Annotated in this window: 20 protein-coding genes; 13 read left to right on the top strand and 7 right to left on the bottom strand. The window is 43.0% G+C overall.

The window, feature by feature from the left end; translation table 11 throughout:
* Nucleotides 1-33 precede the first annotated feature (33 nt).
* The 5 genes from MHN79_RS16370 to MHN79_RS16350 are packed head-to-tail and all read left to right on the top strand — an operon-like array spanning nt 34 to nt 4,577.
* Nucleotides 34-1,545: an amino acid adenylation domain-containing protein gene (locus MHN79_RS16370; protein WP_239173773.1), complete on the top strand. Its 1,512-nt coding sequence runs from the start codon at nt 34-36 to the stop codon at nt 1,543-1,545.
* Between the two features lies 1 nt (nt 1,546).
* Nucleotides 1,547-2,503, top strand: coding sequence for a 3-oxoacyl-[acyl-carrier-protein] synthase III C-terminal domain-containing protein (locus MHN79_RS16365; RefSeq protein WP_239173772.1), 957 nt, complete (start codon nt 1,547-1,549; stop codon nt 2,501-2,503).
* Nucleotides 2,503-2,736, top strand: coding sequence for a phosphopantetheine-binding protein (locus tag MHN79_RS16360; RefSeq protein WP_104973289.1), 234 nt, complete (start codon nt 2,503-2,505; stop codon nt 2,734-2,736). Before MHN79_RS16365 ends, MHN79_RS16360 begins: the two co-directional genes overlap by 1 nt.
* A 12-nt stretch (nt 2,737-2,748) precedes the next feature.
* The gene (locus MHN79_RS16355) at nt 2,749-3,372 is read left to right on the top strand and encodes a hypothetical protein (protein WP_239173771.1); all 624 of its coding nucleotides are present in this window, start codon (nt 2,749-2,751) and stop codon (nt 3,370-3,372) included.
* 20 nt (nt 3,373-3,392) lie between these two features.
* The gene (locus tag MHN79_RS16350) at nt 3,393-4,577 is read left to right on the top strand and encodes a sugar efflux transporter (protein WP_239173770.1); all 1,185 of its coding nucleotides are present in this window, start codon (nt 3,393-3,395) and stop codon (nt 4,575-4,577) included.
* A gap of 405 nt (nt 4,578-4,982) precedes the next feature.
* Here the strand turns inward: MHN79_RS16350 and MHN79_RS16345 are convergent, their stop codons facing one another.
* The 4 genes from MHN79_RS16345 to MHN79_RS16330 are packed head-to-tail and all read right to left on the bottom strand — an operon-like array spanning nt 4,983 to nt 9,045.
* A complete protein-coding gene (locus tag MHN79_RS16345; protein ID WP_239173769.1) occupies nt 4,983-5,888 on the bottom strand; it encodes a L,D-transpeptidase family protein in 906 nt (301 codons plus the stop codon).
* 1 nt (nt 5,889) lies between these two features.
* Nucleotides 5,890-7,305 (bottom strand): deoxyribodipyrimidine photo-lyase, encoded by a 1,416-nt coding sequence (gene phrB / locus MHN79_RS16340; protein WP_239173768.1) that lies wholly within the window; start codon nt 7,303-7,305, stop codon nt 5,890-5,892.
* Nucleotides 7,302-8,093 carry a MerR family transcriptional regulator gene (locus MHN79_RS16335; protein ID WP_239173767.1) on the bottom strand — a complete coding sequence of 264 codons (792 nt, stop codon included), beginning with the start codon at nt 8,091-8,093 and terminating at the stop codon, nt 7,302-7,304. Before MHN79_RS16335 ends, phrB begins: the two co-directional genes overlap by 4 nt.
* A 1-nt stretch (nt 8,094) precedes the next feature.
* Nucleotides 8,095-9,045, bottom strand: a complete 951-nt coding sequence (locus tag MHN79_RS16330; RefSeq protein WP_160930303.1) for a DUF523 and DUF1722 domain-containing protein — start codon at nt 9,043-9,045, stop codon at nt 8,095-8,097.
* Nucleotides 9,046-9,387: 342 nt separating this feature from the next.
* Here MHN79_RS16330 and deoD point away from each other — a divergent pair, with 342 nt between their 5' ends.
* From deoD to MHN79_RS16310, 4 genes are all read left to right on the top strand, one after another.
* Nucleotides 9,388-10,098, top strand: a complete 711-nt coding sequence (gene deoD, locus MHN79_RS16325) for a purine-nucleoside phosphorylase (protein WP_160930301.1) — start codon at nt 9,388-9,390, stop codon at nt 10,096-10,098.
* A gap of 61 nt (nt 10,099-10,159) precedes the next feature.
* Nucleotides 10,160-11,629 (top strand): lactate dehydrogenase, encoded by a 1,470-nt coding sequence (locus MHN79_RS16320; RefSeq protein ID WP_239173766.1) that lies wholly within the window; start codon nt 10,160-10,162, stop codon nt 11,627-11,629.
* A 400-nt stretch (nt 11,630-12,029) separates the two neighbouring features.
* Nucleotides 12,030-12,413, top strand: coding sequence for a DUF3302 domain-containing protein (locus MHN79_RS16315; RefSeq protein ID WP_239173765.1), 384 nt, complete (start codon nt 12,030-12,032; stop codon nt 12,411-12,413).
* Entirely contained in the window at nt 12,413-13,543 is a 1,131-nt protein-coding gene (locus tag MHN79_RS16310; RefSeq protein WP_239173764.1) for an HlyD family secretion protein, read from the top strand. The genes MHN79_RS16315 and MHN79_RS16310 overlap by 1 nt, the downstream gene beginning before the upstream one ends.
* A gap of 53 nt (nt 13,544-13,596) precedes the next feature.
* On the opposite strand, the gene gltS is transcribed toward MHN79_RS16310, so the two are convergent.
* Entirely contained in the window at nt 13,597-14,823 is a 1,227-nt protein-coding gene (gltS, locus tag MHN79_RS16305; protein ID WP_160930293.1) for a sodium/glutamate symporter, read from the bottom strand.
* A 620-nt stretch (nt 14,824-15,443) separates the two neighbouring features.
* Between gltS and MHN79_RS16300 the strand changes: the two genes are divergently transcribed.
* From MHN79_RS16300 to MHN79_RS16285, 4 genes are all read left to right on the top strand, one after another.
* Complete coding sequence (locus tag MHN79_RS16300) at nt 15,444-16,367, top strand: DUF368 domain-containing protein (RefSeq protein ID WP_239173763.1); 924 nt, start codon at nt 15,444-15,446, stop codon at nt 16,365-16,367.
* Between the two features lie 160 nt (nt 16,368-16,527).
* Nucleotides 16,528-17,859 (top strand): aspartate aminotransferase family protein, encoded by a 1,332-nt coding sequence (locus tag MHN79_RS16295; RefSeq protein WP_239173762.1) that lies wholly within the window; start codon nt 16,528-16,530, stop codon nt 17,857-17,859.
* Entirely contained in the window at nt 17,859-18,701 is an 843-nt protein-coding gene (locus MHN79_RS16290; protein ID WP_239173761.1) for a 3-keto-5-aminohexanoate cleavage protein, read from the top strand. Before MHN79_RS16295 ends, MHN79_RS16290 begins: the two co-directional genes overlap by 1 nt.
* Before the next feature lie 41 nt (nt 18,702-18,742).
* Nucleotides 18,743-19,717, top strand: a complete 975-nt coding sequence (locus tag MHN79_RS16285; protein ID WP_239173760.1) for a TAXI family TRAP transporter solute-binding subunit — start codon at nt 18,743-18,745, stop codon at nt 19,715-19,717.
* A gap of 15 nt (nt 19,718-19,732) precedes the next feature.
* On the opposite strand, the gene MHN79_RS16280 is transcribed toward MHN79_RS16285, so the two are convergent.
* Both MHN79_RS16280 and MHN79_RS16275 read right to left on the bottom strand, forming a co-directional pair.
* Complete coding sequence (locus tag MHN79_RS16280; protein ID WP_239173759.1) at nt 19,733-20,614, bottom strand: LysR family transcriptional regulator; 882 nt, start codon at nt 20,612-20,614, stop codon at nt 19,733-19,735.
* A 127-nt stretch (nt 20,615-20,741) separates the two neighbouring features.
* Nucleotides 20,742-21,707, bottom strand: coding sequence for an arginine deiminase-related protein (locus tag MHN79_RS16275; protein ID WP_239173758.1), 966 nt, complete (start codon nt 21,705-21,707; stop codon nt 20,742-20,744).
* Between the last annotated feature and the right edge of the window lie 23 nt (nt 21,708-21,730).

The raw sequence follows: 21,730 nt of genomic DNA, 5'->3' as shown, positions 1-21,730 counted from the left end.
AACAACACTATCATCTCAAGGAAAGTAACAATTATGCTATCACTCAATAAAAATAGTGTTCCAGTGGAGAATATATTGCTCTATGGCGATACTACGCCTGACGCTATTGCTATTGTCGACGATGAAAAAAGTTTGACATATCGAGAACTTAAACTCGCTGTGACTAACTTGTCTCGTTCTATTGTTGATTATTTTGATAATATAGAAGAGAAAAGAGCAATTGTATTATCAGACGGAAGTACCGATATGGTTATCGCTATATTGGCAATACAGTGTGCAGGAGGAGCTTATATTCCCATCGAGCCCAAAGTGCCGCTAGAACGCGCCCGTAGCATATTTGATGATGCGTCACCCAGGCTGATCATTAATGACTTGAGAAACACTGAACGAGCAATTGAGCTGTCAAACGCACTTGATATTCCACAGTTGACGTGCCAGCTTAACTCCTTAATCACCACTGAGAATCAACCTTCGCTAGCGCTCCCGAAACTGCTCCCCAACACTCCCGCTGTCGTGTTCTTTACATCGGGCTCTACAGGCAAACCCAAAGGTGTTGAGCTCGGCCATCTAGGCTACCAAGCTTGGTTTGAAGGAATTCAAGAGTGTTTCAATGTTTCTCAAGGTGACCGAGTAGCCTTAACGACCAACCACAGCTTTGACTTGTCGCTTGGCGAGTTATTGCTGGGGCTCGTGTCTGGAGCCACTCTTGTTGTTGCACCACAGAGTACCGTTAGGGATCCGCTATCCATCATACCTTGGCTTGATAAACACAAGATAACCGTTTGGCAATCTGTGCCATCACTGATGAAGCAAATATTGCCGTTTTATGATTTGAGTGACGCTTTGACGTCATTGAGAGTGCTGATGTTTTGTGGCGAGCCGCTCGAATTAGATTTAGTCAGAAATTTTCATACCACATTTCCTAAAAGTCTCGCTCGAGCCATAAATCTATATGGCCCTGTTGAAGCTTCTATTCAGGTGACATGGTGCTGGGCTGATAAGTATTTTGATAGCAATATGGTTAATGTTCCGATTGGCAAGGAGCTCGCCTACGCAAATGTAGACACCATTCCACACGGGCTATCTGACCAGGAGCTCATTGTTAGCGGCCCTCATCTCGCTTTGCGATACCTTGATGAGGACAAAGATCGCGAGGCATTTATTTCCGAAGATGGATCTAGCAGATACTACAAAACCGGCGATCTTGTAGTTAAAGGGGAAGACGGAGACCTCATTTTTGATGGTCGTACCGACGACCAAGTCAAAATCAATGGATATCGGATTGAACTCCCTGAAATAGAGAAAGCTTTGTTACAACATACAGCAGCGACAGACGCATGTGTCATCGCTCATACCGAAGGAACGGAAAAAACGCTTGTTGCGTTTGTCGTCGCAGAAGGTACGAACAGTAGAGAAATGCGCCGTCAGCTATCCACTTCACTGCCAGTTTATATGCTACCTAAGAGGTTTGTGTTTATGGACAAACTCCCACTAACTCAGAATGGTAAGCGAGATAAAGTGTTGATGAAGAGAGAGTATATTTAAAATGACGCAAACTATAAACTTTGGTTGCATCGGCTATGAACTTGGTGAAACCTGCATAGATTTAGAAGACAACGTCGCACTCTGTTCAGATCGTAAGAGCCAGTTGTTTCTTCGTACTATGGGCTTTGGCACTTACTACAAAACTGAGCGAACATTGGGGGAGTTAGCTCAAAAGTCGATTGAAAAAAGCTTAGCGAACTCCAACGTATCCGCTAAAGATATTGATTTGGTTATTTATTCTTCTAGCACTTTTGGTGATCGCCATGGTGATGTGATTGACAAAGAGATTGCTCAATGCCTGACCAACGTAGGCCTAGAAAAAGTGTACCCGATAGGCATTTATTTATCCCAGTGCAACAACTTTTTTGCGGCACTGGATGTAGCAACTCAATATATTAATTCAGGGCGACATCAGACTATCCTGATGGTTTTCGCTGATAGAGTTCTTGATGAGTCTACCAGATTCAAAAATTTAGCTATAAATAGTGATGCTGCAGTTTCTTGTGTATTGTCAACTAGGCATGATCTCGGGTTACCACTGTCAGTCAGTGGGCAAAACATCAAAACATATTTGACCGATGCAGATATGATCAACCCTAGCAACAATACCCTAAACAAAGATATTCATGACCGATATTTAAGTGGCATATCCTCAGTATTTAAACAGATGTTGACTGAAAACAAAATGGCTGCTGACGATGTTGATCAGGTGATATGCCACAACTTCAGCTACAGTGCTCTCCGTCAAATCGCCACCGCTATAAATGTCCATGAGTCTCTGATATTTAAAGATAATATTCGAAGATTTGGACACGCATATACGTGTGATACCTTGATAAATCTCAACGATTATATCAATCAAAGTGAACGAAATCTTGAAGGTCAAAAAGTCGGGGTCATCAGTACCGGCTTGTATTTTTGGGGCAGTGCCCTGTTTACAGTAAAAAAGGAAAAGTAATGGAAGAACGTTTATTAGCAATATGGATGGATGTATCTCAGTTAGACAATATTGATCGTAATATGTCAATCTTCGAGTTGGGATTAGACTCCATCAAAGTTATTGATATATCTGAACAAATTTATAATGAAATGAAGATCCGTTTGGAATGGGAAGAATTCAATGTCATATCAACTTTCAATGACACCTTGAAACTCCTCAATGAAAAAAAAGCACTGTTAGAGACAGCTTAATACAAGGAACTGGTGAGAATTTTTTCACCAGTTATTTTAGATATGACACACTATGCCAAAAATTTCTCTATTACTCATCCCGCCGTCGGGAAATTAGAGTTAGTCCAGTGCGATAGCGATTTGATTTTAAGCTATGGAAACCAAACGCAAAGAATAAAGTGGGACTTGCCGGAGCCCATAATAAATGTTGAACTATTTGGTGATACCATCCGGGTTACCTATCAGTTTCCACAGGGTTCTATTCTCAAGAAAAACTTATACTTTTCTGAAGGATCTTTTAACTTTATTATTCCGGATGGAATCTGTTTTTTTGTAAAAGAAACTATTGAGCAATGGCCAACAGTTTACCACCGATGTCGTGAAGGATCGCAAGTCAGTTTTCGTTGTCCTGACTCGGCAGAATCGTTCGTGATACAGATACACAGTACAAAGCGAGAGCACGACGGGAAGTATGTCACCGATTATTCTTTCCAAGTCGGAGAAGATGTTGTTCGTAGTGCCTTGTATCCTAATCACTTTATACAAGTTAAAAGTTTTTACCTTTATAACAGCCCCTACTCAGGCGCCTGGCCTGTGTTTTTATTGAGCAAAACAAAGTTATCTTCCGAGGAACTTAATTCAATTCACCCAAAATAACTTTGTGATGAGGAATCAAAATGAAAAGCCTACTTAAAGGGGTTTCAGGTAAACTGTTTATAATCAATAGTTTAACTGCAACTGCTTATGCGTTTATTCTTCCTATAATGAGCGTTTACTTGGTGAGCGGTATTGGGGCGAGCCCTTCTTTCATTGCATATTACAGCGTCAGTTTTGCCCTATCAGGCATGATGTTTAGTCAATGGTTTGGGTCTCTGTCAGATAAAGGGATTAGTGATCGATTCCTATTCTTAATCTCAATGGTCTGTATCGTTGTTTCTGCAGTCTGCTTTTCTTTTATCACTGAACCATGGCAGGCACTCGTAGTAGGGACTGTCCTTATGGGCCCAGGGAATGCTTGTATCCCATTAATATTATCTATGATTAAACGGTATGCAGAGCAAGCAGGCAAAAACATAACCAGCCTCAACACTCAAATGCGCTCTGGCGTTTCTGTCGTGTGGATTATCGGCCCAGCGCTCGCGTTTGTGGTCGCGGATGCTTGGGGTTATAAGTCCAATTTTTACATTGCGCTTGTCTTATCTGTGTTAGTTATACTAATGACGGCAAAGTACCTTCCTTCGTTTAATCAAGCCACTGAGTCTTCATTGGCATCAGGTGAACAACAAACTTCTATAAGCATGACTGCTTTTCTTCTTGGCCTTGTGATCTTTTTAGGCAATTTAGCAAACCATGTTTATCTTACGGCCATGCCGTTGTATCTGACTAAAGAATTGAGCATACCTTTATATTTCCCTGGATTTTTATTGGGTCTCACCGCGCTGTTCGAAATTCCTGTAATGCTATACGCAGCAAAGTTGTCTGAAAAATATGGAAAAGGCCAACTTATGGTGTTTGGGCTCCTTTGCGCCGTGATCTACTTCGGACTAATGCCATTTGTGATCTCAATTGAACTACTGCTTTTACTTCAAGTTTTTAATGGATTGTTTTACGGCGTATTTGTTGGATTGGGCATCACTATTATCCAGGATGCGTTCCCTGAGAAAGGGGGATTCGCGTCAGCCTATTATACTAATATGATGAGGATTGGAATGATGTTTGGTACATCTCTCACTGGCTTCATTGCTCAATATTTTGATTTCCAGACAGCACTGTTAGCTTCATTGGTGTGCGCTTTAATTGCCTTGCCTCTTATGGCATACGTGTCAAATAAGTCGGTTAAAAATTCAATTAGAGTCACTTAATCAACGTTTTGTTCTCGTGACCAGTCTCCAGAAGAGTATTGACTAACTGGAAGTGCGGCCGAAGAGATCCGGGTAGGATCGCCTTCGGCTCACCGCCGTCATGATATCGCTGATAACACCCCGCGCTTCTGATAGATCACCAAGACAATACCCTTGAACGGAAATAGTGCCCGCGATGTGGCATCTCTCTGCTTCATTGTTCGTGAGAGGTATGAGTGTAGTGGCCAAGTAAAATTGGCCACTATTCTAGAGGTTTCCCATAGATAAAGTAATTCGTTGTTAACTAAATTAAGTAGAAAATCTAACGCGTTTCTGTCCAAAAATAAGCTACTCGATTACAAAGGGCCTGCTAATACAGGCCGTTTCTGTTTTTTAAAGGTTAAGTTATTGCTTCGACACTAAGTCTCAATCCATAAAATCAGGCGATACCACTTCAACAGGCACACCATTTTGGGCAAGAATAACGGCTTTAGCTTTCGCATCTGATAGGTCAAATTCATCCAACCACCAGCGTAGTTGTTCCGGCAAGACAAGGGCTTTTTTACTGCCATCACTGCGTGTTAGTGGTTCATGCGCTTCAACAAACACACTTCTATCTGGTTCCAATGCCACTTTAATCGGTTCATTAATTACTCTTACCTTTTCGCCTAAGTTAACCTTGGGGAATAACCAATCAATGTCCTTTGGATCCATACGAATACAACCCGAGCTCACCCTAAGCCCTATACCGAAGTCTTTGTTTGTGCCGTGTATTAGGTACTCGCCGATACCATAAGCCAATCGCATTGCGTAGTTTCCAAGTGGATTATCGGGGCCTGCAGGCACAATTGTTGGTAGATCGATACCCTTCTCTCGGTATTCTTTTCGAATCGACTTTGGCGGTTTCCAAGTGGGATTGCGCTTTTTCTGACTAATACTGGTTTCCATTTCTGGCGTATCCCTGCCAATACGGCCAATACCGACGGGGAAGATATGGACCAAGTTTTTATCAGGTTGAAAGTAGTACAAACGGAGCTCTGCGAGATTAATCACAATGCCTTTTCTTGGCACATCGGGCAGTATGATACGAGTTGGGATGGTTAACACATAGTTTTCAGCGGGAAGGAACGGGTCCACCCCCTTGTTCGCAGCCATGAGTGATAAAAAACCGACATCGTAGCGCTTGGCAATATCAGCTAAGCTTTCACCTTGTGACACTTGATGGTACTGCGTACGCCCAACAATGTTGCTTCCTTCTTGCGGCAATTGATACGTGGCGGCAAGCACTGGCAAACTGAAACAACATAAAATGGGGAGAAGAATGCGCAGCATGTTAAACGTCCTTAGCTTCCTTATAAAGGCCTAAGGTTACTTCTCTCTCGACCTTATGATCAACTATTGGATCAGGATATGACAGGTTTCTTACATCTGGCCACGCCCAAGGCTTGTGAATATACTTGTCTGGCACACCAACAAGCTCTGGTATCCACTGGCGTATAAACGCGCCTGATGGGTCAAAGCGTTCGCTCTGCGTTACGGGATTAAAAATTCTAAAGTAAGGCTGGCCATCACAGCCTGTCGATGCGCACCATTGCCAACCTCCGTTGTTGGCTGCGTAATCGCCATCAATAAGACGCTTCATAAAGTAGCGCTCACCGATGCGCCAATCAATGTGCAGATCTTTGATCAAGAAACTCGCTACAATCATCCTCAGACGATTATGCATCCATCCTGTTTGGTTCAATTGTCGCATCGCTGCATCTACTATCGGATAACCTGTTTGTCCTGTTTTCCACGCTTCAATCCATTGACTGTTGTTGGCCCATTTTAAGCCATCCCCCCAGTCAAGAAAACTGCGTCCTTTACTGAGTTTAGCTTCAAAATAAATCAGATGCTGATAGAACTCTCGCCAGATCAATTCACTTTGCCAAACTTCACGTCCAGAATTGAGCGGTGGAGTTTGACCATACATTAGCCTCGCCATACATTGGCGAACTGATAGAGCACCAATAGCTAGGTAGGGCGACAATTTACTTGTCCCTTGTATAGAGGGAAAGTCTCGCTGACGGTCATAAAGATCACTTCGAGTAGCGGTAAAAGCTCTTAGCTGAGCGATAATTGACTGATTATCAGCGGCCCAAGCACTACTCTCTTGCCTTGGATAACTGAAGGTAACCGCTGGATGAAAACATAAATCTCGGCTTGTCTCTGGTAAATCAGCCTTGACAGCTTTATGGGCTTTTTTGACCTCAAAAGAATGTGCTTCGAGTTTAGTAAGATAAGCTTTCTTGAACGGAGTGAAGACTTTGAAGTAACTTCCTTGCTTATTGACGACACTGCCGGGAGCGAAAATGCATTTGTCGTCACACAAGCGAAAGCCAATGCCGTTTGCCGACAGCTGACTAGCAAGAAGGTCGTCTCGTTGACACTCATCCACTTCGTATTGTCGATTTACAAAGACAGTATTTGCGCCAAGGCCGGTAGCCACTTCAGTTACTCGCTCGGCGCAGTCAGAATACTGAGCAACCTCGTCATACAAAAGTTGAATATTGAGCTCTGCCAGTTCTTCACAAAGCTGCTCGAGCCTGCGAAAGATTAAATCCGCTTGCATAGGCGCTAGGCCATGGTTTTCCCATGTCTCTGGCGTGGCAAGATAAATGCAAACCACAGGTTCGCCGTGACTAAGCGCTTCGCACAATGCGGTGTTATCATCAACTCGTAAATCTCGCCTTAACCAAACTAGTTTCATTTTTCGCACCGCAATTGTTGGATCAGTTCAGAGACCACCACTTTGCCTGACAATTGTTCTTCCAGCTGGTTTATGGCCGTGAGCTGAGGCTCATTGATGGCTTTCGCACTGTAGATACCGATAACAGCAAAACTTTCTATGGCGGGATGAATGGCAAGCCCCGACAAATCTTCAACTTCATCCAACAGAGTAACATTGTACCCTTGCTCAACCAGTGTTAGTGCCATCAGGCGTGAGCCTATGTCTGTATTGCCGATAGTGCTTACGAGCAATGCGCGTCCGGAGCGACTCGCTTTGTTTTCCGAATCAATAATCGCATTTAACTTATTGACCATTATTGAGTAAAACAGACCGTATTGCAGGGCTCGCAACGATGGACGAATCGAGGCAAAGGCTTGTTGAACTGGTTGAATAAATTGCTTGTCGACCACATTTAGCGGGTACTCTTTAACGACTGAATTAATCAGTGTTTCAGCTTTACCCTTGTTTAAACTTGCCAAAGCTTCCAGTACAGACTCTACATCATCCAATTGGCTGACATTGTTATCAGCGTCATAAGAGTCACTGTTCCCCGCTTCTAACAAGGCTTTGACCTTACCAATTGACACGCCTTTATTAAGCCAGCTCTGAATTTTGTCAATTAAGTCAATGTGTTCTTGGGTGTAAAGTCTGTGACCTTTAGGCGTTCTCTCTGGCTCAATCAAGCTATATCTTCTTTGCCAAGCCCTTAAGGTGACTGGTTTTACACCTGTCATTTCAGAAATTTCTCTTATCGCGTATTTCTTCATTCTACAATCCGTATCTCAGCCTCATCTCTTGGGGATGAGGTTGCAAAAATTTTTGCTCAAGTAAGTATTCATCTGGGTAAGTCGTTAAATAATGCTTAATTAAGGTTATCGGCGCTAAGAGAGGCAAAGTGCCCTGACGATACTCCTCAATCACTCCACATAACTCAGCTTTTTGCTGTTTATTTAACGATCGCTTGAAGTAACCCTGTAAATGCATTAGCACGTTAGTGTTGTTTTTCCGGCTCGCTCTGTTAGCGACCGCTTTCATTAAGCCTTCTCGGTACAACTGGTAAAAAGTCTGTGGATCATAGTCTTTGGTGTTGGCAACGAGACGGCCGAGTTCTTTGTATGATTGAGGGTGATGTGCCATCAGAGTCAGCTTGTAACGAGAATGAAAAGCAACCAGTTTTCCGGCCGTAGGCTCATCTCCCATTGAATCATAAAAATCTCTTAGCACGAAGATGCGTGCAATGAAGTTCTCTTTGAGAACGGGATCATTTAAGCGTCCATCTTCTTCTACAGGCAACCAAGGCATTTGCTTCATTAATTCCTGAGTAAACAACCCCACACCGGTGTTTTCAGCCCCGCCTTTGCGATAAATCTTGACTCGCTCCATACCGCAAGTAGGCGATTTCGCGCATACAATATAGCCGCACAGGTCCTGAGTCTTGAGCTCAGCCACTTTTTGTTCAGAGTAATCGAGCATTTTGGCTGTGTGTTCATTCTCAGGATTTTTTGTCTCTACAAGTGCAACACGTTCGTCATTTGAAACCAAGCGAATAGTAGGTCGCGGAACAGGCATACCCATTCCTACCTCGGGGCAGACAGAGACGAATTCGAAATACGGCGCTAGTTCTTTGGTCACAAACTTACTGATCTTATGTCCGGAGTCGAAACGAACATTTTCTCCTAATACACATGAACTGATACCTACTTTGATTGTGTTTGTCATCTTCTGATTCCTCACCAAGGGTATACAAAAAAATATCTTGTATAAGAAATAGCACAGATTTATTTATTTGTACAAGATTTAACTTTGTATAAGTAGTTCGTAGTACGTAAATGCGGAGTATTTGGTTCAGATAAAATGCTGTCTTTTCTTGCAAAACGATTGCTTTAACTCTTTCAACACAAAAAGTTATCAATGCAATTAACAATAACAACAAGACTAACTTTTGTGATTTACATCTCATGGATAGGCCTCACATCTAGCTAGTATCTGGCTACCGATTTTTCTAAATCAACACAATTAGTGATCAGTAGTTAGAATCATTAATCATTCGGAGTATCAACTATGGCAACCCCACACATTAATGCCCAACCAGGTGATTTCGCACAAACTGTTTTGATGCCAGGCGATCCATTGCGTGCAAAATATATTGCAGATAATTTCCTTGAGGATGCAAAGCAAGTTTGTGATGTGCGCAACATGTTTGGTTATACGGGGTCATATAAAGGACAGCGTATTTCGGTTATGGCCCACGGTATGGGGATCCCATCATGCAGCATCTATGTACATGAACTTATTGCTGAGTATGGTGTGAAGAACATTATCCGTATTGGTAGCTGCGGCGCGGTAAGAGATGATGTCAATTTGATGGACATCGTCATTGGTATGGGTGCATCAACCGACTCCAAGGTAAACCGTATACGATTCAATGATCATGATTTTGCTGCCATTGCCGATTTTGGTCTGTTAGAAGAGGCGGTTAAACAAGCTAGAGCACAGAATGTGTCTGTCAAAGTTGGTAACGTCTTCACTTCTGATCTTTTTTATACTCCAGAGTCTGATATTTTTGAAAAAATGGAAAAACTTGGCATCTTGGGAGTTGATATGGAAGCGGCAGGCATTTATGGTGTAGCTGCCGACCACGGAGCAAAAGCACTCACTATTTTGACCGTCTCTGACCATATTACCCGTGGTGAAAAGCTCAGCTCAGAAGAGCGCCAAGATTCTTTCAACGACATGATGAAAGTCGCTCTGGAAACCGCCATCAATATTTAATTAACCATATTTTGCTACCAAGGGCTGCTTTGGTAGCCCTGATAATCCCGAGGGGGAGATAGTGAAATCTGGCAAACTGCCGAAGGAAGCGGAAGGGTTACAACTCAACTTTTGTAAAACATTGGCGTGTGAAAATTTTGGGCAAAGTGATGCGCATAGGTACATGGTGCAACATGCAAACCCGAAACGACCTACGATGGTTTGTCGGGTATGTGGCGCTTTCCCCCCCTTACTTAACAATCAAGAAGTCTTAAACGAGCTTCAGCGTTTAAGACTTCTTCATAGTGACGGCTTACCTGCCTGTCGGAATAGCCATTGCGAAAACTTTGGCCTTTCCGTACACACCAACAAACACGTGTACCATGCGTTTGGCTACAGTGGGGACCGCCAACGTTATCGCTGCAAACTATGCCAATCAACTTTTGTTGATAAATGGTCTGGCACTAATAATAAGCTGGTGTTCCAAGAGACTCTGTTAGGGCTGCTATTTACCGGATATTCAGTACGCGAAATATGCCGTAAGTTGGAGATTAACCCTAAGACTTTCTACGATCACCTAGATCATATTGCCAGTCGATGTCGACGTAAACTGGCAATGTTCGACGCGCGATGGGTCAATCATGCTACGCAATACGAACTGGCTTCTTCCTACCGACCATTGCAGCCCAAAAGTAATAATGGGGTACTTTGGTTTGTCACTGGGGACGCGAAAACGGGTTATATCCTCTGCCAACACGTAAATTACTCGGGCGATGAAGACCCACAAGGCAAAGCTGATCATGATCCCTACCAACCCAATTCTCGTCTTATTTGCCGTGACTATTCATTAGAGGAATATACCCCGTCGTTCTCGAACGCTTCACTATTAAAAGAGAGAATTGATCAGAAATATCAAGCGATTCTCGCGCGCAGTAATGTCGAAGACCCTTTGGGCAATCTCAGCCATTTCCATTACCCGACTAAAGGTGCTCTCATAAGACCGCCTTACACATCATACGCACACTTCCTACATATCTTTGAGCAATGTAAAAACGAGCGACGAGTCACACTTTATTTACCTCAAGATCCTGTCTTACGGTCTGCGGCTTTGAGCATAGGTTTACCTAGAATTCAAAATCAAAGTATTGATCTCCTCTATGTCGAAGAGGACAGTAACTGGGACAATAATAACGACGTAGATAAGGTTGATATTTTACATATGGGGTGGTGGCGTGACCGCTGGGCGATTGCAAATGACAATGGGACGTCCAAAGGTATCTGTTATCTCGCTGGGGACAATGGTGATCCGCAAGACTGGTTAAAAAAAGCCAGTATCCGCCAAACTGTTTTCTATCAAAACAGGTTTCAAACCTTATTTGAGGATTTCATTGACGAGCCTAGGCGTAAGCTAAGACCTGGCGGGCTGCTACCCTTGCTGGATATATTCAGAGCCTGGCATAACTTATGTTATCAAGGTAAAGATGGAATGACGGCAGCACAAAACCTTAATCTGACTCAATCTCCATTAACACTAAGAGAACTCTTATCATAGAACTCACTCCTCAAGATTAACTGGCATCCTTTTCTCAAATCTAAGTGGAGACTGCATGGAGAGCGGTCTTCAATATCAAATATCAACTTCTAAAACGATACGTTTTACAGACTGCGACAAGTTGTTCAAACAAGCCAGAGAAAATCAGAAAAATACCCTTGCTAATCCAACCTAGTACTTATTTACTACCCTTAACTATTCTTAACATTTAAGACTAAACGCTTATGGCTAAAAATGTCGTTTGTGGAAGGCCATTATGCCATCTTCGTGGAATAGCAAACTTCTCAATTTTCAAAAAAAGGAAAGTAAACCTAAAAATCACACATTCATTATTCATACAAAAATATCCGTTTAAATCATAATTAATAGTGGCTGCACGTCATAAAAAGGGAGCACATTTATGTTTTTGGATTACTTCGCACTAGGTCTACTGATCTTTGTCGCGCTAGTGATATTCTACGGCATCATAGTCATTCACGATATACCCTACGAAATCGCTAAGGAAAGGCAACATCCTCACCAAGACGCCATACATTACGCAGGTTGGGTGAGCTTATTTACCCTACACGCTATTTGGCCATTTCTTTGGATTTGGGCAACCTTATGGCGCAAAGAACGAGGTTGGGGTTTCCAAAGGCTGGAAGAAGAACAACACGATATACATCACAGGATGGATCTCCTCACTGAACGGCTAAATCGTTTACAACAACAAATTAATACTATGACTTCCCCAGTTGAGCAATCCCCCGCTGCGAGCACAGACAACAACGAGGAGAAACAATAATGGATTTACTCCTTATTCTGACCTATGCCGCTTTATGTATTGCTATTTTTAAAATATTTAATATTCCGCTCAATAAATGGACCGTCCCTACCGCTGTCCTTGGCGGTGTCACTCTAGTTGGCACTTTAATCTTACTCATGAACTACAACCATCCATTTACCCAAATAGGAAATCAGGTATTTTCTACAACGCCAATTGTATCTGGGGTGCGAGGGAGAGTTATTGATGTTCCTGTAGAAGCCAATCAGCCTTTAAAAAAAGGGGACGTACTGTTTGTTATCGATCCCACCCCTTTCGAAGCAGAAGTTGATAGATTAAAGGCAAAAATAAAAGAAGCCAGCCAAAGCGCACTTAGCCTTCAATCTGATGTACTCGAAGCTCAAGCGGCATTGACTCAATCCATCGCAGATCGAGACAAAGCGCAGCGAGAATTTTCTCGTTACCAACGTGGTTATGATAAAGGCGCGTTTACTGAGCAAGACCTAGACAGTCGTCGCCAAGCCTATAAAGCCTCTGAGGCTGCGGTCGACGTATCTCAAGCACGAGTAAGCCAAGCAAAAATTGCTCTCAATTCTGAAATAGGTGGTGAGAATACTAGAGTCGCTCAGTCACTAGCAGAATTGCGCCAAGCGGAGTTCGATTTAGAACAAACCGTTGTGAAAGCACCCACCGATGGCTTCGCCACTCAACTCGCTCTTCGTCCGGGCGTGATGGCGGTACCTTTACCTCTTGCCCCGGTAATGACATTTGTACACACAGAAGAAACTTTGTATGCAGCGGCATTCAGGCAAAACTCGCTTCAGCGTCTACAACCGGGCTATGAAGCAGAGTTTCTCTTTAGAGCAATTCCTGGCAAGGTGTTTAAGGGAAAAGTCGTTGACGTATTGCCAGCAATCGGCGAAAGCCAATTTCAAGCGCGAGGTTCTCTGTTAGGTACTGAAGCACTAAGAACCAATGGACGTGTTTTCGTTACGCTCGAAATTACTGATGATTTATCCAATTATCATCTACCCATGGGAACCGCTGTCGAGGTTGCCGTGTACTCAAATCAGTTCACTCATGTTTCGATTATGCGCAAAGTTCTAATAAGAATGAAAAGCTGGCAAAACTATCTCTACTTAGACCACTAACCCTATATAATAAGCCCTGACTACTCAGTAGTTAGGGCTTATTATCGCTTAACTTAGCGTATGAAAGAAATGTAACCCTGAAGAATGATAAGGTTAACAATATCAATAAAGAAAGCGCCGACGATAGGAACAACCATAAAGGCTTGAGGAGATGGACCATATTTATTAACCAGCGATCCCATATTCATCACAGCCGTAGGAGTCGCGCCTAAGCCAAACCCACAATGACCACCTGATATAACGGCCGCATCATAGTTAGAGCCCATAACCTTAAAGGTCACATAGTAGGCAAAAATACCCAAAACCACTGACTGAACAGACAATATAATCAGAAATGGAATAGCGAGATCGAATATATTCCATAGCTTTAAGCTCATAAGAGCCATCGCAAGGAATAATGAAAGCGACACAGTACCGAGAATATCAACCGTTTCCGCATCCACTCGGTGTACTTTGGTGATTTCCATTGCATTAGTAATAAACACACCAATAAACAAGGCATAAACAAAATCAGGGATCATAAGCCAACTGACTTCCAAGCTCGTCACCCATTGCTCAAGATACTTAGCACCAGTCACACAAATCAGCAAAACAAATAGGATCTCAATCACCTTTTTTGAAGTGACTTTATCCTCTTCATACTCGTTATAAGTCACAAGCTCTGGAAACTTTTCATGGGTATTGCCCCCTTTGCCATAATCGGACTCAAACCCATTCTTGTTAATCAACTTTTGCGCCACAGGGCTACCTATAATGCCTCCAACGATCAAACCAAAGGTTGCCGATGCCATGGCGATTTCCAATGTATTGCTTAACCCGTATGTTTCTGTAAACGTTTGTGACCATGCAGCACCAGTGCCGTGACCACCAGATAAGGTGATTGAACCTGCGATTAGGCCCATCAGAGGATCAAGACCAAGCGCCGTTGCCAAAGAGACACCAACAGCATTTTGAATGATAATGTAGACTGACGCGACCGTGAGGAAAATAAACACCTTAGCGCCGCCTTTTATCAGCTGCGTATAGTTTGCCGCAAGCCCCACAGTACTAAAGAACATCAGCATAAACGTGTTTTGTAATGGCAATGAAAACTCTAGGTCTATACCCTCAAAGTGCATCATTGTGATGACAAATGCCACTACAAGTCCACCGACAATAGGTTCAGGGATATTAAACCTGGTCAAGATAGGAAGCTTTGAGTTGATAAAATGACCCAGAAATAATACACATATAGCGATTAGAAAGGATTCTAGTGGCCCAACAGAAATGACTTGATTCATAAAACCTCTTTATTGTCTGTTACCCCTCTTCCCTTACTAGGCAACGTAATGGTGTTTCTCTTCATTTGGCGGTTAATATTCAGATTAAACCACAAAGTCGTAGTTTAGAAAGCCAAGCTTGAATTTTATCCATGTAAGTAGTGATATTCAGAAACCGTATGATTGACGATTTAATCTAAAAACAAAAGTGCCATTATGGATGTAACTAGAGATGCTTGTCGAGGAGTGGTTATAAATTTGTCTCTTTTGGCGGTGTAAACTGACAGAAAAGAAAAAGTAAAAAAAAAGCCAACCGCAATAATCGCGATTGGCATCTATATTTTGTGAACAATATTATTCACTAACAACGTCAGTTGGCTAGGTGACCCTCGGCTTAATAAGGGTCGATAAGTATTATGCATTTTACGTGCCAACATTTAAAGCCTTAAAAACGATATATTGGTTCAGGTTTTAAGCAATTAAACGCCTATTATTTGCAAATTGCAAATCTCAAGTTGCAAATACAGTGCAAATTGATAGTAAACCAGTATCTTATCAATTTATGCTTTAAGTATAATTTGGTACTGTTTAATTCCCATTGTCGTTATAATCTTGAAATTAAAACTAACTTGCTCTAAACAATGAAATATCTATCAACGTTTTTAAAAGGATTAGCAATGGGGGCGGCTGATGTGGTCCCAGGAGTCTCTGGTGGAACCATAGCTTTCATAACAGGGATATACGACACGCTTTTGGAAAGCATTAGACGTATTAACCCACAGCTCATCAGCGTAATAAAACAAGACGGGATAAAAGCTGCTTTCGAATACATTAACGGTCTTTTTCTAATTGCACTCTTTTCCGGTATCCTCACGAGCATTGCGACCCTTGCTAAACTGATTTCTTGGCTGCTGGAGACACATCCGATCCCCTTATGGTCATTCTTTTTTGGCCTCATTCTGGTTTCTGTCTTTCATATGCTCAAACAGATAGAAAAAAGAAGCCTGAGTCGTATGATCGCACTTTTACTCGGTGTTATTTTCGCTTATAGCATCACCATACTTCAGCCACTACAACTTGACCCAACTAGCGCGAACATCATACTCGCAGGGGCTATTGCGATCAGTGCCATGATACTACCGGGAATATCTGGAAGCTTTATCCTCCTTCTCATTGGGATGTACGCTCCAATATTGGGCGCCGTCAAATCCATGGATATAACACCTCTAGCACTCTTCGCCTGTGGTTGTGTTATCGGCCTACTGAGTCTGTCACATGTCCTAACTTGGTTACTCAAGCATATGCGAGATCTTACTCTGACTTTCTTAACTGGTTTAATGGTGGGGACACTACCAAAAATATGGCCTTGGAAAGAAACGCTCAGTTGGAGAACAAACTCTAGCGGTGAACAAGTACCATTACTTGAACGTAACCTTTCTCCTTTCGACTTTGAAGCGATTACATCGCAGCCTGCGCAACTAACCATTGCAGTAATACTCATGCTCAGCGCCATAGTATTAGTTCTAGCATTAGAAAAGTTTGCTGCTCACTCAGAGAGCGAATAATCACTTTTAAACCACTCGTGAATATTCCAGAGGCAGCCGTTTGGCTGCTTCAATTTTATCTGCAACTATTCCAAAAACTCATAATGCTCAACTTTTTGTCAGTTGCGTAACTGCCCATTGTTGGACAGGATTAAAGTATCGAATCTTTCGGAGTCCTGACATGTCCAACGTATTTCATCGACATTGCCATCAGATTTTGCCGACGATCAGTCACGGCGAAGGTATGTATCTTTTCGACAAGAATGGGAAATCTTACCTCGATGCTTGTGGCGGCGCAGCGGTATCAAACCTTGGCCACAATCACGCTGCGATTAAGCAGGCGATTATCAAACAAGTCAATCAGATAGCCTATGCTCACACTGGCTTTTTCACTAATGAGCCAAGTGAGAAACTGGCCACCAGACTTTGCTCATTAATGCCCAAGCAATTTAATCGAGCCTATTTTGTCAGCGGAGGCTCAGAAGCCGTAGAAGCCGCTTTAAAGATGGCTCGGCAGCATTTCGTTGAACAAGGAAAGCCGAGCAAAACCGAGTTTATTGCCCGCAGACAAAGCTATCATGGAAATACGCTAGGCGCGCTAAGTGTTGGAGGCAATCAGTGGCGACGTGAGCCATTTAAACCTCTGCTCTCTAGCGCTCATCACATTGACCCATGCTACGCATATCGATATCAAAATAACGATGAAACAGAAAATGATTACTCGATACGCGCAGCCAATCAGCTCGAAGAAAAGATCCTTGAACTCGGAGCCGAAAACGTGATGGCATTTATTGCTGAGCCTGTCGTTGGCGCGACATCAGGAGCTGTACCCGCAACGAAAGGATATTTTAAACGTATACGCGAGATTTGTGACGCCTATGATGTTTTGCTCATTTTGGATGAGGTCATGTGCGGCATTGGTCGAAGCGGAAGTCTATTCGCCTTTGAACTTGAGGGCATTGAGCCAGATTTAGTCTGTATCGCAAAAGGATTAGGCGCAGGTTACCAACCTATTGGTGCCACAATAGCTAATGATAAGGTCTATCACTCAATGGCAAGTGGCAGCGGTTTTTTCCAACACGGACACACTTACATGGCGCACCCCACCGCCTGTGCATGCGCATTAGCAACCATTGACACCGTAATAGACGAACAATTGATCGATGCCGTCAATCACTTCGGAGATAAACTAAAGCAAGCTCTTGTGGAACAACTAGGCCCTTTACCTAACATAGGAGACATACGTGGTAAGGGATTGTTTCTTGGTATTGAGTTGGTCAAAGACAAAACAACCAAAGCTCCCCTTCCCAGCAGCACTCAAGCTCATAACGTGATAAAAGCGCATGCGATGCAAAATGGTTTAATGTGCTATCCAATGGCTGGCACAATTGATGGCAAGAACGGACACCATATTTTACTTGCGCCTCCATTTATCCTTCAAGATGGGCATATCGAAGAAATAGTAAGTAAATTAAAAGCGACAATCGATGAGGTATCAAAAGGATGGACCTAATGTCTTTAAGTAATGATAAACAAACTCATCGCGCCATTATTGTCGCGCCCAATGGCGCTCGCAAAACCAAGCAGGATCACCCGAATATTCCACTGACAGAAACAGAAATCATCAACGAAGTAATCGCGTGCCGAGACGCTGGAGCTGCAATGATTCATCTCCATTGTCGTGACGACAACGGGCGCCATAGCCTTGATGTCACACTCAATCAACGCCTCTATGAACATGTCAAACACGCCGTGGGGGACTCTGTAATAATCCAGTTAACCACTGAAGCGGTTGGCCTATACTCGCCAGAGCAACAAAAACACCTCATAAAAACGGTTAAGCCAGAGGCCGCTTCATTCGCATTGCGTGAGTTAGTCCCAGAGGATACTAACCTAAATGATTGCCGAGCTTTTTTCCACTGGGTAGCAGAGCAAGGCATTATCAACCAAATTATCCTCTATGATCAATCTGATATCTCAAGGTATCTACAACTGCTCAACGACGATGTTTTACCAAGCCAAAACCAACACACTTTAGTTGTTCTAGGACGATATCAAACTCAGGGAAACCCAAGCCCTAAAGAGTTGGACGATTTGCACATTTCTGCCCTTCGCCAACGTGCTATTCGTGTTGCAGTTTGCGCCTTTGGCAAACATGAACATCAGTGTTTAAGCCATGCACTAAAACAAGGTCTAGACGTTCGGGTAGGCTTTGAAAATAATCACCTTGCTCCAGACGGTAAACTAGCAGCGAATAATGCTCAGCAAGTGAGACACCTCAAAGAATCAGACAATTTATTGAATATTAACTATCATGATGCATATAGTTTTCGACGAGCGCTAACAAATGGCTAGACTTTAGATTAGTAGCCGACCATGCGACAAAAGGAATGACTATGGCATCACTTAAAGGCATCTTCTTAGCACTTGTTACCCTCATTCTTTTCACCAGTCCTTTTTCTGTATTGGCAAAAGATAACTATGTCACTATTGGTACAGGTGGTGTAACGGGTGTGTATTATCCTACTGGTGGTGCCATTTGCAGACTCGTCAATAAAACCAAAGCGATCCATGGTATTCGATGTTCAGTGATCTCTACCGGAGGCTCTATCTATAATGTCAATACCATACGTGCGGGAGAACTTGATTTGGGCGTTGTCCAGTCTGACTGGCAATATCATAGCTATAAAGGTACGAGTAAGTTTGCAGATGCTGGGCCATTTAAAGAGCTTCGCGCGGTTTTTTCCGTCCATCCCGAACCCTTTACCGTGGTGGCACGCAAAGACTCGGGAATTAAAACCTTTGAAGACTTAAAAGGAAAGCGAGTCAATATTGGTAACCCTGGTTCAGGTCAACGCGGAACTATGGATGTATTAATGGAGCGATACAATTGGAGTACTGAAGACTTTAAGCTTGCCTCGGAGCTCAAAGCATCCGAACAATCCAAAGCATTATGTGATGGTAAGCTTGATGCAATGATCTACGTCGTTGGTCATCCTAGTGCCGCGATTCAAGAGGCCACCACCTCATGTGATAGTGATATCATCGAAGTCTCGGGGCCAAAAATTGATCAGTTAATCGCCGAGGCAAGCTACTATAGAAACGCAACTGTGCCAGGTGGGACCTACAAAGGTAACCCGAATGATGTAAACACTTTCGGCGTTGGTGCCACGTTTGTCTCATCGACTGCAGTATCAGAAGAAGTAATTTATCACATCGTCAAGTCAGTGTTTGAAAATTTTAATAACTTCAAAAAACTGCATCCAGCCTTTGCTCACCTTAAAAAAGAAGAAATGGTCAAAAGCGGCTTAACCGCCCCACTTCACCCTGGCGCTCTTAAATACTATAAAGAAGCGGGACTGATTCAATAAACCTCTGTTGATTTTTTAAGCTAGCTGATCGACTAACCATTGATGAAATAATTGAACTTTTCTCGATGCCAGTCGGTAGCTAGGTACGCTCATATAGTACCCATAGCCACTTTTTATCGATAGGCCAAGCGGGTTCACCAACTCTCCCTTTTCTAACTCTTTCGTCAGCATAAAATCTGGAATTAACGCCAGCCCCCGACCTCTCTTTACCGCTTCAAGTGATAAATAGAAGTGTTCAAAACCCACCTGACAATAATTGGACACATCCAAGCATTGATACTGGCTTTTGAATAGTTCCCAAAGCTGTGGGCGAGTGGTTTGAGGTATCAGAGAATGCTCGGACAATATAGACTCGATGTCAGGACAAGTGGTCTTTACATCACCAACCAACAGCAAGGTTTCGCGTTTTATCAGTTCGCTATGCTCATAATGCTTAGATAACGGCAAACAACGCAGCACAATATCCGCTTCACCCGCTAGTTTGAGCTCAGTATCTTCTCGCGTTCGGATCTTCACTTGTAGCTCAGGTGCGATTTGACGAAATTCTTCAACCTTATCAATTAACCATAAGCTGGCAAATGATGGGGGCACATCAATGGTTAATTGTTCTTGAGTGGTATCGCTTTGAATCAAACTCGCCGACGCGTGTTGGATAATCTCTAACGCTTGCATTATTTTAGGTAGGTATTGTTTTCCAGCGGGCGTCAATACAATACCGTTAATCTGCCTTTCAAATAGTGCCTGACCCAGCATATTTTCCAACAAGGTAATTTGCTTGCTGACCGCTCCTTGAGTGACATGAAGCTCTTTAGCCGCTTTAGAAAAGCTCTGATGGTGAGCAACAGAGACAAAAGAACGAAGGGATTTTATTGTAGGGATTTCACTGCTTTTAAGCATGGAAAATACGGCTTCTGAATCGAATTTATATCAAGAGAATAAAAGCCAAGCCACACCATGTAAAGAAACAAAACACTGGAGAGACTCAGTGCCTCTCCAAACCACAGTAACTAAGATTTAGAGTGGGCTAACACTTGGGTAGAAAAACCTCACCCAACATGCAACGCACACTACCACCACCAATAGATTCTATTGTCTGCACATTAAATGGCATCAATTTAGCGTGGCTAGACAATTGAGCACGCTGCGCAGGCGAAAAAGCATCATAAGCGGACTGAGACATAGCAATGACTTTATCGCCAGCATCGGTTTCCAATTCTAAAATATTGCCGCAAAATTGATTCATCTGCTCAAGGCTGATTGAAATGACTTGCTTGTCTCTAGCCAGTGATTTAATTACGAAGCGACGTTCAAACTCAGGGATCACTTCATCGCAAATCACGCAGAAGTGTTCACCAATAGCCATCATTACATTGGTATGATAAATCGGCTTTCCCGATGGAAGTGCAGTTTGAAAAGACACCACTCGCTCATAGCCAATACGCTCAGCGTAATCTTCTAACACTTCACGATCGCAACGCTGTGAAAGCGCGGCATAAATGGTTTTGTTGAGGTGATCAATAACCATCACACCCGTACTTTCTAAGTGTGCATCCTGATCTAGATAGTCCACTAAAGAGTCCTGAGAATTCACTTTACGACCAGAATTTTTTAGAGCGGCACATAAAGCGTCCGGTCTCACCTCTTGCTGGCGGTTTTTACATGCCATAGGAAAAGTGTACAGAGCGCCGTCAGAGGTCGTGCTAAACCAGTTATTTGGGAATACCGCGTCAGGCGTTTCAATTTGCCCTAACGGATAGTCAAATTCAATCACTTGGACGCCAGCACCGCGAAGCTGATCGGCCATTACGCGAAACTCTTGCATAGCCAGTTCACGTACTTGTTCTGTTGTTTGACTGACTTGATGCTGGAACTCATTATCAAGTGCAGTTTCTGCATTGAATGCAAACTCTTTAGGTGGAACCATTACCACACAATTGGCGTTTTGCACTGTAGAAACGGCTTTTTGTTGTTTTGGTTGTTGTTTTAACATTGCAATAGACTCATTGTTTCTCA

The sequence above is a fragment of the Vibrio sp. Of14-4 genome (genome assembly GCF_022347625.1).
GTDB classification, from domain to species: Bacteria; Pseudomonadota; Gammaproteobacteria; order Enterobacterales; family Vibrionaceae; genus Vibrio; species Vibrio pristinus.
Note: the sequence above shows the minus strand (reverse complement) of the source record. Positions and strands in the feature narration are given on the sequence as shown.

Bases quoted from the DNA above. Each gene is read 5' to 3' on its own strand.
- MHN79_RS16365 (WP_239173772.1), top strand. From the start codon at position 1,547: ATGACGCAAACTATAAACTTTGGTTGCATCGGCTATGAACTTGGTGAA.
- MHN79_RS16370 (WP_239173773.1), top strand. From the start codon at position 34: ATGCTATCACTCAATAAAAATAGTGTTCCAGTGGAGAATATATTGCTC.
- MHN79_RS16295 (WP_239173762.1), top strand. From the start codon at position 16,528: ATGTCCAACGTATTTCATCGACATTGCCATCAGATTTTGCCGACGATC.
- MHN79_RS16285 (WP_239173760.1), top strand. From the start codon at position 18,743: ATGGCATCACTTAAAGGCATCTTCTTAGCACTTGTTACCCTCATTCTT.
- MHN79_RS16360 (WP_104973289.1), top strand. From the start codon at position 2,503: ATGGAAGAACGTTTATTAGCAATATGGATGGATGTATCTCAGTTAGAC.
- MHN79_RS16330 (WP_160930303.1), bottom strand. From the start codon at position 9,045: ATGACAAACACAATCAAAGTAGGTATCAGTTCATGTGTATTAGGAGAA.
- gltS (WP_160930293.1), bottom strand. From the start codon at position 14,823: ATGAATCAAGTCATTTCTGTTGGGCCACTAGAATCCTTTCTAATCGCT.
- MHN79_RS16345 (WP_239173769.1), bottom strand. From the start codon at position 5,888: ATGCTGCGCATTCTTCTCCCCATTTTATGTTGTTTCAGTTTGCCAGTG.
- MHN79_RS16290 (WP_239173761.1), top strand. From the start codon at position 17,859: ATGTCTTTAAGTAATGATAAACAAACTCATCGCGCCATTATTGTCGCG.
- MHN79_RS16350 (WP_239173770.1), top strand. From the start codon at position 3,393: ATGAAAAGCCTACTTAAAGGGGTTTCAGGTAAACTGTTTATAATCAAT.
- MHN79_RS16335 (WP_239173767.1), bottom strand. From the start codon at position 8,093: ATGAAGAAATACGCGATAAGAGAAATTTCTGAAATGACAGGTGTAAAA.
- MHN79_RS16310 (WP_239173764.1), top strand. From the start codon at position 12,413: ATGGATTTACTCCTTATTCTGACCTATGCCGCTTTATGTATTGCTATT.
- MHN79_RS16275 (WP_239173758.1), bottom strand. From the start codon at position 21,707: ATGTTAAAACAACAACCAAAACAACAAAAAGCCGTTTCTACAGTGCAA.
- phrB (WP_239173768.1), bottom strand. From the start codon at position 7,305: ATGAAACTAGTTTGGTTAAGGCGAGATTTACGAGTTGATGATAACACC.
- MHN79_RS16280 (WP_239173759.1), bottom strand. From the start codon at position 20,614: ATGCTTAAAAGCAGTGAAATCCCTACAATAAAATCCCTTCGTTCTTTT.
- MHN79_RS16300 (WP_239173763.1), top strand. From the start codon at position 15,444: ATGAAATATCTATCAACGTTTTTAAAAGGATTAGCAATGGGGGCGGCT.
- deoD (WP_160930301.1), top strand. From the start codon at position 9,388: ATGGCAACCCCACACATTAATGCCCAACCAGGTGATTTCGCACAAACT.
- MHN79_RS16315 (WP_239173765.1), top strand. From the start codon at position 12,030: ATGTTTTTGGATTACTTCGCACTAGGTCTACTGATCTTTGTCGCGCTA.